The 12,643-nt window shown below is 60.6% G+C and carries 14 protein-coding genes; 8 read left to right on the top strand and 6 right to left on the bottom strand.

Features of this window, described 5'->3' with window-relative positions:
* Positions 1 to 60: 60 nt before the first annotated feature.
* Positions 61 to 522, bottom strand: coding sequence for an Rrf2 family transcriptional regulator (locus tag ACGYLC_RS09890; protein WP_394402773.1), 462 nt, complete (start codon positions 520 to 522; stop codon positions 61 to 63).
* Between the two features lie 172 nt (positions 523 to 694).
* Between ACGYLC_RS09890 and ACGYLC_RS09885 the strand changes: the two genes are divergently transcribed.
* From ACGYLC_RS09885 to ACGYLC_RS09870, 4 genes are all read left to right on the top strand, one after another.
* On the top strand, positions 695 to 1,348 hold the full coding sequence (locus ACGYLC_RS09885) for an alpha/beta hydrolase (protein ID WP_394402774.1): 654 nt from the start codon (positions 695 to 697) through the stop codon (positions 1,346 to 1,348).
* Positions 1,348 to 1,584: a hypothetical protein gene (locus ACGYLC_RS09880; protein ID WP_394422820.1), complete on the top strand. Its 237-nt coding sequence runs from the start codon at positions 1,348 to 1,350 to the stop codon at positions 1,582 to 1,584. The genes ACGYLC_RS09885 and ACGYLC_RS09880 overlap by 1 nt, the downstream gene beginning before the upstream one ends.
* Complete coding sequence (locus tag ACGYLC_RS09875) at positions 1,581 to 2,165, top strand: HD family hydrolase (protein ID WP_394422819.1); 585 nt, start codon at positions 1,581 to 1,583, stop codon at positions 2,163 to 2,165. The genes ACGYLC_RS09880 and ACGYLC_RS09875 overlap by 4 nt, the downstream gene beginning before the upstream one ends.
* Before the next feature lie 96 nt (positions 2,166 to 2,261).
* The gene (locus ACGYLC_RS09870; RefSeq protein ID WP_394422818.1) at positions 2,262 to 3,476 is read left to right on the top strand and encodes an NADP-dependent isocitrate dehydrogenase; all 1,215 of its coding nucleotides are present in this window, start codon (positions 2,262 to 2,264) and stop codon (positions 3,474 to 3,476) included.
* Between the two features lie 217 nt (positions 3,477 to 3,693).
* Here ACGYLC_RS09870 and ACGYLC_RS09865 read toward each other — a convergent pair whose 3' ends face one another.
* Positions 3,694 to 3,900, bottom strand: a complete 207-nt coding sequence (locus ACGYLC_RS09865; RefSeq protein ID WP_093926313.1) for a DUF6356 family protein — start codon at positions 3,898 to 3,900, stop codon at positions 3,694 to 3,696.
* Positions 3,901 to 4,015: 115 nt separating this feature from the next.
* On the opposite strand from ACGYLC_RS09865, the gene ACGYLC_RS09860 reads away from it, so the two are divergent.
* The 3 genes from ACGYLC_RS09860 to typA all read left to right on the top strand — a co-directional run bounded on the left by ACGYLC_RS09860 (position 4,016) and on the right by typA (position 6,779).
* Complete coding sequence (locus tag ACGYLC_RS09860) at positions 4,016 to 4,474, top strand: Lrp/AsnC family transcriptional regulator (protein WP_394422817.1); 459 nt, start codon at positions 4,016 to 4,018, stop codon at positions 4,472 to 4,474.
* An 11-nt stretch (positions 4,475 to 4,485) separates the two neighbouring features.
* Positions 4,486 to 4,815, top strand: a complete 330-nt coding sequence (locus ACGYLC_RS09855; RefSeq protein ID WP_067262978.1) for a multidrug efflux SMR transporter — start codon at positions 4,486 to 4,488, stop codon at positions 4,813 to 4,815.
* A 146-nt stretch (positions 4,816 to 4,961) separates the two neighbouring features.
* Entirely contained in the window at positions 4,962 to 6,779 is a 1,818-nt protein-coding gene (gene typA, locus ACGYLC_RS09850; protein ID WP_136720495.1) for a translational GTPase TypA, read from the top strand.
* 83 nt (positions 6,780 to 6,862) lie between these two features.
* Here typA and ACGYLC_RS09845 read toward each other — a convergent pair whose 3' ends face one another.
* The 4 genes from ACGYLC_RS09845 to recA all read right to left on the bottom strand — a co-directional run bounded on the left by ACGYLC_RS09845 (position 6,863) and on the right by recA (position 11,830).
* Positions 6,863 to 7,588, bottom strand: coding sequence for a phosphatase PAP2 family protein (locus tag ACGYLC_RS09845; RefSeq protein ID WP_394422816.1), 726 nt, complete (start codon positions 7,586 to 7,588; stop codon positions 6,863 to 6,865).
* 85 nt (positions 7,589 to 7,673) lie between these two features.
* Positions 7,674 to 7,961: a DUF1330 domain-containing protein gene (locus ACGYLC_RS09840; RefSeq protein ID WP_368441748.1), complete on the bottom strand. Its 288-nt coding sequence runs from the start codon at positions 7,959 to 7,961 to the stop codon at positions 7,674 to 7,676.
* Positions 7,962 to 7,966: 5 nt separating this feature from the next.
* Positions 7,967 to 10,624 (bottom strand): alanine--tRNA ligase, encoded by a 2,658-nt coding sequence (gene alaS / locus ACGYLC_RS09835; RefSeq protein ID WP_394422815.1) that lies wholly within the window; start codon positions 10,622 to 10,624, stop codon positions 7,967 to 7,969.
* A gap of 135 nt (positions 10,625 to 10,759) precedes the next feature.
* Positions 10,760 to 11,830 (bottom strand): recombinase RecA, encoded by a 1,071-nt coding sequence (recA, locus tag ACGYLC_RS09830; RefSeq protein ID WP_322327791.1) that lies wholly within the window; start codon positions 11,828 to 11,830, stop codon positions 10,760 to 10,762.
* Positions 11,831 to 12,032: 202 nt separating this feature from the next.
* Between recA and ACGYLC_RS09825 the strand changes: the two genes are divergently transcribed.
* On the top strand, positions 12,033 to 12,626 hold the full coding sequence (locus ACGYLC_RS09825) for a gamma-glutamyl kinase (RefSeq protein ID WP_394422814.1): 594 nt from the start codon (positions 12,033 to 12,035) through the stop codon (positions 12,624 to 12,626).
* The last annotated feature ends 17 nt before the right edge of the window (positions 12,627 to 12,643 follow it).

Raw genomic sequence — 12,643 nt, 5'->3', positions numbered from 1 at the left:
CCACATCGCCGCCCGCGCGGACCACAGCGGCCAAAGCGCGCCCGATGCTCAAAACCACCTTCAAGACTCATCCACCACGGCAAAGAGGGTCGGCACCGCCGGACAGGGGGCAAGCTCATTCTCAACCACATCCGACAGGCGCGTTTGGTGCAGGAAAACATAGACATGGGCGCTCAGCCCCTGCCAAAGCCGGTTGGTCAGCGATTGCGCCCGGCTGCCCGACAGACCGCCCGAGGCGCCCGCTCCCTTGTGCATCGCATCCACCGTCTCATCCACCGCCGCCAGCACATCGACCACGCGAATATCCGCTGCCGGACGCGCCAAACGATACCCGCCGCCCGGACCGCGAACCGAGGTGACCAACTCAGCCCGGCGCAGCTTGACGAACAACTGCTCCAGATAGGGCAACGACACCGACTGCCGCTCGGCAATGTCACCCAGCGACACCAAGGTGTCTTCGGGTTGCAGGGCAATATCGGCCAAAGCGACCATTGCGTAGCGCCCTTTGGTAGATAGCTTCATCGTCTCACCCTCACCCGCCGCGCCATTTGATTGACGTGGGCGGCTTAAATGCCTAAGTCCAGAGACTGATCCACGCGACATTGCGCGGAACCAGATTAGAACCGTTCTAAGGTGGCCTAGCGAATTCGTCAACTATTCGCAGCGATCTTTGAACCCCCAGACAGGGATACCCATGCCCGAGGTTATTTTTCCCGGACCCGAAGGCCGCCTCGAAGGCCGCTACCACCCCCAAAAAGAACGTGACGCCCCGATTGCCATCGTGCTGCATCCGCATCCGCAGTTCGGCGGGACGATGAATCACAAGGTTGTCTATAACCTGCACTATGCGTTCTACAACATGGGTTTCACCGTGCTGCGCTTCAACTTCCGTGGCGTGGGCCGCAGCCAGGGCGAATACGATCAGGGCATCGGCGAATTGTCTGATGCGGCCTCGGCGCTCGATTATCTGCAATCGATGAACAACAATTCCAAACACTGCTGGGTCGCGGGTTTCTCCTTTGGCGCATGGATCGGGATGCAACTGCTGATGCGCCGGCCCGAGATCACGGGCTTCATCTCGGTCTCGCCGCCCGCGAATATGTACGACTTTTCCTTCCTCGCGCCCTGCCCGGCCTCGGGTCTGGTGATCAATGGCTCTGCCGACCGCGTGGCGCCGCCTGCGGATACCACGAACCTCGTCAGCAAGCTGCACGAGCAAAAGGGCATCACGATCACCCATCAGGAGATCGAAGGCGCCGGGCACTTCTTTGAAGAGCCGCATATGGACACGCTGATCACCTCGACCAGCGACTATGTGAAACGCCGCCTGACGGAATCCACGCGCTGATGGCGGAGGCGGTCGTCAACCAACTGGCCAATAAATTGGCTGAGGAATGTCTCGCCGTTCAGGCCGAAACAGGTGAAGACCGATTGTTCATGGAAGTCGGCGAGGTGCTGGGCGCCTCGTCGCAAACGCTGGAAGAAGCCTTTCTCACCGCCGTTCGCACCCGGATGGCCAATGACAAGGCCCGCGCCTTTCTGGCGCGCAAGCTGCGCGACCATCGCGGCAAGGGCGGCGCATGACCGCGCGGCTGGACCAGCAGATCGCCTTTCTGAACGAGGCCGACAAGCTGAAGACCGTGCTGCGCGGCACCACGCTTTGTGATGCCAGCCGTGCGGAAAACTCTGCTGAACATTCCTGGCATCTGACGCTCTATGCGCTGGTGCTGGCCGATCAAGCCGCGCCTGAGGTCGACATCAACCGCGTCATTAAGATGCTGATCTTGCACGACCTTGTTGAGATTGACGCGGGCGACAATCCGATCTTTGGCGACTACGACGCCGCCGAGATGGAAGCGCAGGAACAGATCGCCGCCGACCGCATCTTTGGCCTATTGCCCGACGATCTGCGGGACGAGCTGCGCAGCATCTGGGAAGAGTTCGAGGCCGCCGAAAGCCCCACGGCGCGCTTTGCCAAATCGCTCGACCGGTTTCAGCCGCCGATGCAGAACCTGGCCTCTGGCGGCGGCAGCTGGACCAGTTACAACGTCTCGGAGGCGCAGATCGAAGAGAAGGTCGGCCGCAAGATCGCCATCGGTGCCCCTGCACTCTGGTCCTATGCCCGCGCCCGCATCAGCAGCTTTTTCGCCGGGGTCGGCGCCTGACGGCAGCCTTCGGCATACCATGGTATACGATCTTTCTCTTTGGCCCCGAATAGGCTAAAGCACGGCCAAACGCACCCTGAAACAAAGGAATTCGTCATGTCGAAGATCAAGGTAGACAACCCCATCGTCGAACTCGACGGCGATGAGATGACCCGGATCATCTGGGATTTCATCAAGAAAAAGCTGATCACCCCCTATCTTGACGTTGACCTTAAGTATTACGACCTCGGCATCGAAGTCCGGGACGAGACCGACGACCAGATCACCGTCGACGCGGCCCATGCGATCCGCGAACATGGCGTCGGCGTGAAATGCGCCACCATTACTCCTGACGAGGCACGGGTCGAGGAGTTCGGCCTCAAGCGCATGTACCGCAGCCCCAACGGCACCATCCGCAATATTCTGGGCGGCGTGATCTTCCGCGAGCCGATCATCTGCCGCAACGTGCCGCGCCTCGTGCCGGGCTGGACCCAGCCCATCGTCGTGGGCCGCCATGCCTTTGGCGACCAGTACCGCGCCACTGATTTCCGCTTCCCCGGCAAGGGCAAGCTGACCATCAAATTTGTCGGCGACGATGGCGAGACCATCGAGAAGGAGGTCTTCGATGCGCCCTCCGCTGGCGTCACCATGGCCATGTACAACCTCGACGATTCGATCCGCGATTTCGCGCGCGCGTCTTTCAACTACGGTCTGAACCGTGGCTGGCCGGTGTATCTGTCGACCAAGAACACGATCCTGAAAGCCTATGACGGGCGTTTCAAAGACCTGTTCCAAGAGATTTTCGACGCGGAATTCGCCGCCGCGTTCAAGAAAAAGAACATCTGGTACGAGCACCGCCTGATCGACGACATGGTCGCCTCGGCGATGAAATGGTCGGGCGGCTATGTCTGGGCCTGCAAGAACTACGACGGCGACGTGCAGTCCGACACCGTGGCGCAGGGTTTCGGCTCTTTGGGGCTGATGACCTCGCAACTGATGACACCCGACGGCAAGATCGTGGAAGCCGAGGCCGCCCATGGCACCGTCACGCGCCATTACCGCCAGCACCAGAAGGGCGAGGAGACCTCGACCAACTCCATCGCCTCAATCTACGCTTGGACCGGCGGGTTGAAGCACCGGGGCAAGTTGGACGAAAACAGCGCGCTGATCAACTTCGCCGAGACGCTGGAGAAGGTCGTGGTGGATACGGTGGAATCGGGCTTCATGACCAAAGACCTCGCCCTGCTGGTGGGGCCGGATCAGGGCTGGCTGACGACTATGGGATTCTTGGAGAAGGTAGACGAGAACCTGAACAAGGCGCTGGCGGGCTGAGCCTGTCGAGAGCTTGGGATGACCGAGGGCCGCACGATGCGGCCCTTTTCTATTTTTTCGGTCACGCCTGCCACCCGGACCCGGAACCAAGCCGTAGGCGCCGGGCCATCGCCTGCCCGCCCGTCACGCCGGAGGCGTGCCGCTATAAAGGGGGCGCACCTTCGGTGCGACCGGGTAGGCGCTGGCCCTCATTGCGAAACTGGAGCCGCGCCGGCCCTCACTGCCCCCGATTATGCGTCCGCGCGTAAAGCTTCGCGATGATCCCGCTCGCCGTCTTCTCGAACAGGCACGGGATCAGCGCATGGACCAGCGCGGCGCCCGCCGCTGCGAACAGCAGCCCCGAGAACTTCAACGCGAAAGCCATATGCTCGAAAAACGTTTCATCCACCTTGGCGGGATGGTCGAGGAAGATGCGTGCGATCATGGGAAACTCCTGTCTCTGCCTTTCTCCCACCCTAGCCGAGCCTGCTTGTGACATTGTCTCAAACTACTCCCGACAACCGCTTGTGTGCGAGAATATTTCCCCCCAAACTTCCAGAATGATTACACTTGATGATATAGACCGTCGCATATTGGTCGAACTGCAACGCGACGCCAGCCAATCCCTCGAAGCGCTTGGCGCGGCGGTCCATCTGTCGCGCAACGCCTGCTGGCGGCGCATCCGGGCGCTTGAAAAGGCCGGCGTGATCAAGAACCGCGTCACGCTCTTGGACGCGGCGAAACTCGGCCTCGGCCTCAGCGTCTTTATCCAAGTCCGCACCAACGCCCATGCGCCCGATTGGCTCGAGAGGTTCTCCCGCGCCACGAAAGCCATGCCCGAGATCCTCGGCGTCTACCGGATGACCGGTGATCTGGACTATTTGATCCGGGCGCGCGTTCGGGATATGGCGGGATATGATCGCCTCTATCAAGACCTGATCCGCCGAGTGCCGCTATCGGATGTCTCGGCCAGTTTCGTGATGGAGGAGATCAAGGAAACCACCGAACTCCCGCTCTAAGGAAGACCGAGATGCATTACCTGTGGCTCATCATCGCCGTGGTGGCGGAAACCCTTGGGACGACCGCGGTGCAGGCGTCACACCAGTTTACGCGGCTCTGGCCTTCGGTGGCGGTGGTGGTCTTTTACATGATCTCTTTCTACTGCATGTCGCTGGCGCTGAAGGTCATGCCGGTTGGGATCGTCTATGCCTTTTGGGCTGGTCTGGGGATCGTGCTGATCGCGATCATCGGCTTCGTCCTCTTCGGTCAGCGGCTCGACCTGCCCGCGGTTCTGGGCCTTGTGCTGATCATCAGCGGCATTCTGGTCATCCACCTCTTTTCGAACAGCGCCACCCATTAAGGCTGCGCCAGTGGCACAGCTTCGCGCAGTAAGGGGTGCGTCACGGCATTAGGGCTAGCAATTGCAGCCGGGGCGCGGTATGGGCGGCGCAATTATACGCGCAGCTTCAGGTTGGCGCGTCCCTCCCCTATCCAAAGGCTGACTTAATGGACCTGCGCAACATCGCAATCATCGCCCACGTCGACCACGGCAAGACGACGCTGGTGGACGAGCTTCTGAAACAATCCGGCACCTACCGTGAAAACCAGGCGACGACCGAGCGCGCCATGGACAGCAACGACCTGGAGCGTGAGCGCGGCATCACCATCTTCGCCAAGCCGACCTCGGTCGTGTGGAACAATACCCGCATCAACATCGTCGACACGCCCGGCCACGCCGACTTCGGCGGCGAGGTCGAGCGCATCCTGTCGATGGTCGACGGTGTGGTGCTTTTGGTGGATGCCGCCGAAGGCCCGATGCCGCAGACCAAATTCGTGACCTCCAAGGCGCTGAAACTGGGCCTGCGCCCCATTGTCGTGCTGAACAAGGTCGACAAGCCGGATGCCGAGCCCGACCGCGCGCTGGATGAATGTTTCGACCTTTTCGCCAGTCTCGACGCCACCGACGAACAGCTCGAATTCCCGCATATGTATGCCTCGGGCCGCTCCGGCTGGGCGGATGCCGAGCTTGACGGGCCGCGCAAAGACCTCTCCGCGCTGTTCGACCTGATCCTTGATCACGTCCCCGCGCCGAAGCAGATTGAAAACGCCGACAAGCCCTTCACCATGCTGGCCACCACGCTCGGCGGCGACCCGTTCCTGGGCCGCCTGCTGACTGGGCGCGTGGAAACCGGCACCCTGAAAGCGGGCCAAACCGTCAAAGCGATGTCGCGCGACGGCACCCAGATCGAGACCTTCCGCGCCACCAAAATCCTCGCCTTCCGCGGGCTGGAACAGACCGCTATCGACGTGGCCGAGGCCGGTGACATTGTCTCCATCGCGGGCATGGCCAAGGCCACCGTGGCCGACACGCTGGCCGATCCTTCGGTGAACGAAGCAATCCCGGCACAACCGATTGACCCGCCCACCATCACCGTGACCTTCGGCATCAACGACAGCCCGCTCGCGGGCCGTGACGGCAAAAAGGTACAGTCCCGCGTGATCCGCGAGCGTCTACTGAAAGAAGCTGAAAGCAACGTGGCGATCAAGATCTCCGACACACCGGGTGGCGAGGCTTTCGAAGTCGCGGGCCGCGGCGAATTGCAGATGGGCGTGCTCATCGAAAACATGCGCCGCGAAGGGTTCGAGCTGTCGATCTCCCGCCCGCAGGTGCTGTTCCAAGAGATCGACGGCGTGCGCCATGAGCCGATCGAGGAAGCCACCATCGACGTGGATGACGAATACTCCGGCGCGGTGATCGAGAAAATCACCGGCACCCGCAAGGGCGAGTTGGTCGAGATGAAGCCCGCCGGCGCTGGCAAGACCCGGATCATCGCCCATGTCCCCTCGCGCGGGCTGATCGGCTACCACGGTGAATTCCTCACCGACACCCGCGGCACCGGTGTGTTGAACCGAGTGTTCCACGGCTGGGCACCGCACAAGGGACCGATCCCGGGCCGTCGCGCGGGCGTGCTGATCTCGATGGAGAACGGCACCTCGGTCGCCTACGCGCTGTGGAACCTCGAAGAGCGCGGCAAGATGATGATCGGCGCGCAGGCAGACGTCTACACCGGCATGATCATCGGCGAGCACAGCCGCGACAACGATCTGGAAGTGAACCCGCTGAAGGGCAAGAAGCTGACCAACGTGCGCGCCTCGGGCACCGATGACGCAGTGCGCCTGACCCCGCCGATGACGCTGAGCCTTGAAGAGGCGATTGCCTATATTGACGATGATGAGCTGGTCGAAGTGACGCCGAACGCCGTGCGTCTGCGCAAGCGCTACCTCGACCCGCATGAGCGCAAGCGGATGGCGAAGGCGAGCTAAGCTACAGATAATCAAAGAAAAACGGCAGCGCATTTCGCAATGCGCTGCCGTTTTCATATCTGTGGTTCAGAAATGTAGCCGCCCTAAGTATCGCTTTCCTCGCGATCGATATGCCCGCGCTTCGCCAAACTCAGCGCAGCAATCAGGCACAGGATTGCCCAAGCCCCGCCCCCAAGCCAGCCCGCCGCCACATCCGTCGGCCAATGCACCCCCATATAGACCCGGCTGATCCCGACAAGCAGCGTCAGCAAGACCGCAACCGCCAGCGTATAGACCTTAAGCGCCCGCCGTTTCTGCGCCCGCGCCACCATCGCGCCAAGGGTGAGATAGGCCACCGCCGCCATCATCGAATGTCCCGAAGGGAAGCTCGCCGTATGCACGAGCGACCCATGCGGCACGAGGTCGGGGCGCGGGCGGTCGAAAAACTCCTTGGCGATGCTGCTCAGCACGATCCCCCCGCCAACGGTGGCGAGGATGTAAAGCGCGGTCGACCATCGCCGTTGCAACAGGAAAAAGAGCGAGACGACAACGGTCGTCAGGACCAGCACCGCGACCCCGCCGAGAGCCGTCAAATCGCGGCCAATCTCCTCGACCCACCACGGGCCGATGGGATCGGAAAGGTCGCCGGGCGTGCGTAGGAACAACAAGATGTCACGGTCAAGGCTGCTGGTGCTGCCTGCGACGACCTCTTCGGTTAGTTCGGCCAAGGTCCAAACCGCTGTGATCGAAAGCCCCATCAAGGCTAGGGTCGTCACCTCCACATGGCGGCGGCACCATTGGGCGAAAGTAGATAGTCGGGCGAGGTTCATGAGGGTTCAACCGCCCTCCGCGTCGAAGGTTCCGCCATGGCCAAGCAAGACGCCCCGCCTGTTTGGCAGGCGGGGCATCCTAAGATCACTCGTCAGTTTCGACGATCATCAACTCACGCTCAGAAGCCCCGCGCGCATGGTTCAACGCCGCTTGATAAGCATCGGAGTGATAACATTTTTCAGCCGTTTCGACATCGGGGAAACGGGCCACCACGTTGCGCGGCCGCTCTTTGCCCTCAAGCTGAACGAACCGCCCGCCGCGGGCGATGAACTTACCGCCATGCGCCGCAATGGCCTCGGTGGCGCCGGCGGCGTATTTCTTATACGCCTCCTCATCGGTGACGGTGACATGTGCAATCCAAAGTGCGCCCATGGGCCTTATCCTTTCAAGATGTTCTCAGCCGCGGCAATCGCCGCCTCGGCATTCTCCGCCGAAGCGCCGCCGCCCTGCGCCATGTCGGGTCGGCCACCGCCGCCCTTTCCGCCCAGTTCGGCAACCGCCGCTTTCACCATGTCGACCGCCGAGAGGCGATCTGTCAAATCCTTCGTCACACCGCCCGCGACCGCGGCCTTGCCACCGGTGTCGGCAATCAGCAGCACCGCGCCCGAGCCGAGCTTGGCCTTATGTTCATCCACCAGCCCCGGCAGGTCTTTGCCCGTGATACCGCTCAGCACTTGGCCTAGGAATTTCACGCCGTTCACCTCGCGCGCTTCGGGCGCGGCCGCGCCGCCGCCCGACATCGCCAATTCACGGCGCAACTGCGCCACTTCGTTGGACAAGCTGCGACGTTCGTCCAACAATGCGCGCACCCGGTCCGGCACATCGCTGGCCGAGGTTTTCAACTCCGCAGCGACCCGGCTCAGCGCCACTTCCTGTTCGCGCAGCCATGCCAAAGCCTCGGTCCCGGTCAACGCTTCGATCCGGCGGACGCCCGCGCTGCTTGCACTGTCACCCAAAAGGACGAAGGCGCCGATATCCCCCGTCTGCCGCACATGAGTGCCGCCGCAAAGCTCCAGCGAATAGGTCGATTTGTCGCTGCCCTTGCCGGACCCTTCCAACTGACCCATCGAGACGACCCGCACCTCGTCGCCGTATTTCTCACCAAAAAGCGCCTGCGCCCCCATGGCGCGCGCATCGTCCGGCGTCATGATCCGTGTCTCGACCGGCGTGTTCTGGCGAATGTAGTCATTCACCTCACGCTCGACTTGGCTCAACTCGTCCTGCGTCAGCCCCTTGGCATGGGAGAAATCAAACCGCAGACGATCATGCGCATTTAATGAGCCGCGCTGCGACACATGATCCCCAAGCGCGTTGCGCAGGGCTTCATGCAGCAAATGCGTGGCCGAGTGGTTGGCGCGGATGGCACTGCGCCGCAAACGATCCACCTCAAGAACGGCACTCTGACCCGGTTTCACTTCGCCTTCAACCACATGGCCGAAATGCACGAAAACGCCCGCCGATTTGCGCGTATCGGTCACATTGACGATACCGGTCTGCGTGCGGATCACGCCGGTGTCGCCAACCTGCCCGCCGCTTTCCGCATAGAACGGCGTTTGGTTCAGCGCGACCTGCACATCGCTGCCCACCGCCGCGGCATCGACCCGATCACTGCCCTGCACCAAAGCGACGATCTGGCCCTCCGCGCTTTCGGTGTCATAGCCCAAAAACTCGGTCACGCCACTTTTGTCGGCCACATCGAACCAAACGGTGGCATCCGCAGCCTCGCCCGATCCGGCCCAAGCCGCACGGGCCTTGGCCTTTTGCGCCGCCATTGCCGTGTCGAACCCTTCGGTATCGACGGCACGGCCCTTCTCGCGCAGCGCATCCTGCGTCAGATCAAGCGGGAAGCCATATGTATCATAAAGTTTAAACGCCGCCTCCCCCGGCAAGGTCGCCCCCTCGGGCAAACCGCTCAACTCATCGTCCAGCAGCTTCAGACCGCGATCCAATGTCTGGCGGAAACGGGTTTCCTCCAACAACAGGGTCTCACGGATAAGCGATTGCGCCTGCCCCAACTCAGGGTAAGCCGCGCCCATCTGCTGCACTAAGGATGGTACCAGCTGATGCATTAAGGGATCCTTAACGCCGAGCAGATGCGCATGGCGCATGGCGCGCCGCATGATCCGGCGCAGCACATATCCGCGGCCTTCGTTGGAGGGCATGACCCCATCCGCAATCAGGAAGGAGGTCGACCGCAGGTGATCCGCGATTACCCGGTGATGGGTCTTACCCGGCCCATCGGGATCGGTCGAAGACGCATGGGCGTTGGCCTCGATCAGGTTGCGCATGAGGTCAGTGGCGTAGTTGTCATTCGTACCCTGCAGCAGCGCCGCCACCCGTTCGATCCCCATGCCGGTATCGATCGACTGGTTCGGCAGCGGCTGGCGCGTGCCATCTTCGAACTGCTCGTATTGCATGAAAACGAGGTTCCAGATTTCGACGAAACGGTCACCGTCTTCCTCGGGCGATCCCGGAGGGCCGCCCCAAATGTGATCGCCATGATCGTAAAAGATCTCGGTACAGGGGCCGCAGGGGCCGGTGGGGCCAGCGGACCAGAAGTTATCATCCGTCGCGATGCGAATGATGCGCTCGTCCGGCAGCCCCGTATGGGCCTTCCAGATTTTAACCGCTTCTTCATCGGTATGGTACACTGTGACCAAAAGCCGGTTCGGGTCGATGCCGAACTCTTTGGTCAGCAAGTCCCATGCAAAGGGGATCGCTTCGGCCTTGAAGTAATCACCAAAGCTGAAGTTGCCCAGCATTTCGAAAAATGTGTGATGCCGCGCGGTATAGCCGACATTGTCGAGGTCATTGTGCTTGCCGCCCGCCCGCACACATTTCTGCGCCGAGGTCGCCCGGCTATAATCGCGTGTCTCGACCCCGGTGAAGAGGTTCTTGAACTGGACCATACCGGCCGCAGTGAACATCAATGTCGGATCGTTGCGCGGCACCAGCGGGCTGGAGGGCACGATCTGATGCCCCTGCGCATCGAAATAATTCAGAAAAGTTGAGCGAATTTCATTCAGCGTCTTCATGGCGAGGCCTTCCGGGGCAGATTTGATCGATCCCAAATACCCCTCAGCCCCGGCGCTGTCCACCGTTCCTGCCCATGAAAAAGGGGCGCAGCCTCCGGCCCCGCCCCTTTCATATATTTAAATCGTCAAAGCAGTTCAGGCTTCGAGAATATCCGCATCGTCACCGCCAGATCCTTCGAAGTCCAACCCATGAGCGGCACGGATCTTATCCTCGATCTCAGCGGCCATGGCAGTGTTCTGTTTCAGGAAGGTCTTGGCGTTTTCACGCCCCTGCCCGATCCGCTCATCCCCATAGCTGAACCATGAGCCGGATTTATCGACCACACCGGCCTTCACCCCAAGGTCCAGCAACTCGCCCATTTTCGAGATACCTTCGCCATACATGATGTCGAATTCGACCTGTTTGAAAGGCGGCGCCACCTTGTTCTTGACGATCTTGACCTTCGTTGCGTTGCCAACAACCTCGTCCCGGTCCTTCAGGGCGCCGATCCGACGGATGTCGAGACGGACGGAGGAATAAAACTTCAGCGCGTTGCCGCCCGTAGTGGTCTCAGGAGAGCCGAACATCACGCCGATCTTCATCCGGATTTGGTTGATGAAGATCACCATACAATTGGACCGGCTGATCGAACCGGTCAGCTTACGCATCGCCTGGCTCATCAAACGGGCCTGCACACCGACATTGCTGTCGCCCATCTCACCTTCAAGCTCGGATTTCGGCGTCAGGGCCGCGACGGAATCTACAATCACCATATTGACCGCGCCAGAGCGTACCAGCGTATCGGTGATCTCAAGCGCTTGCTCGCCGGTGTCGGGCTGGGAGATCAACAACTCGTCAATGTCTACGCCAAGCTTTTTCGCATATTGCGGATCAAGCGCATGTTCCGCGTCGACAAAGGCGCAAACGCCGCCGGCCTTCTGCTGCTCTGCCACACAGTGCAGGGTCAGCGTTGTCTTACCCGAGGATTCCGGGCCATAAATTTCAATGATACGCCCCATCGGCAAGCCACCGATACCAAGCGCAATATCAAGGCCGAGCGAGCCTGTGGAGCTGGCTTTGATATCCTGGATTGCCCCTTCGGCACCCAGTTTCATGATCGACCCTTTGCCGAACTGACGTTCGATCTGGGCCAGCGCGCTGTCGAGCGCCTTTTGCTTTTCTGCGGTTTTCTTGCTGTCCATCGTCAAAAGATCTGCCGTTGCCATTAGGTTCATTCCTTAGTGTCACAGTGGCGCCCCGGCGGCAATCGCCTGCGCGCTGCGTCGCTTATGTTCTTCTAATGTTCCATATGAGGGTAAATGAGGAACATTTCAATGACTTTGTTTGTCCTTTATGTTTTGGCGAGAATGGTAAAGAAATAGTTTACCCAAATGCATGGGTCCGTGTGCGGCCCGAGGAAAGACGCAATTGATTGTTTTTTTCAAAGAACGACTGGCCTTTCTGTCGGTCCCGAAGACCGGAACAACTGCCTATGAGAAAGCACTGGCGCCGCGCGCCGATATGGTGATTTCCGATCCGCCCATGCTGAAGCACGCGCCGGTCTATCGCTATAACCGCTTTATTCGGCCAATGTTTCTAAAGGTTTGCGATGCCGAGCTTGAGTTGATGGCGGTGATGCGCGAACCGATCTCTTGGCTGGGCAGTTGGTATCGTTATCGGCAGCGCCCCTTCATGAAGGATAAACCAAATAACACCTTCGGGATCACTTTCGACGAATTCGTTCTCGCCTATATGAAGGGGGACAAGCCGGGGTTCGCCGATGTGGGGAGCCAGTTGAAGTTCATGGAGACCCAACCGAACGGCACCGGGATCACCCATCATTTCCGTTATGAAGATCAGACGCGGCTGCGTCGGTTCTTGGAAGAGCGGCTCGACGTGACGGTCACCCTGGGGCAGGAAAATGTCTCGCCCAGGATGGAGCTAACGCTTTCCCCGAAAGTGGAAAAACGGTTTCGCCGTAAGTTCGCGGCAGAGTTTGAGCTTTACGAGTCGATCACATGACCCTGCCCCGCGTGGTG

Source organism: Sulfitobacter sp. 1A12157 (genome assembly GCF_043557345.1).
GTDB lineage: Bacteria > Pseudomonadota > Alphaproteobacteria > Rhodobacterales > Rhodobacteraceae > Sulfitobacter.
This window is presented reverse-complemented; position numbering and strand designations above follow the sequence as displayed.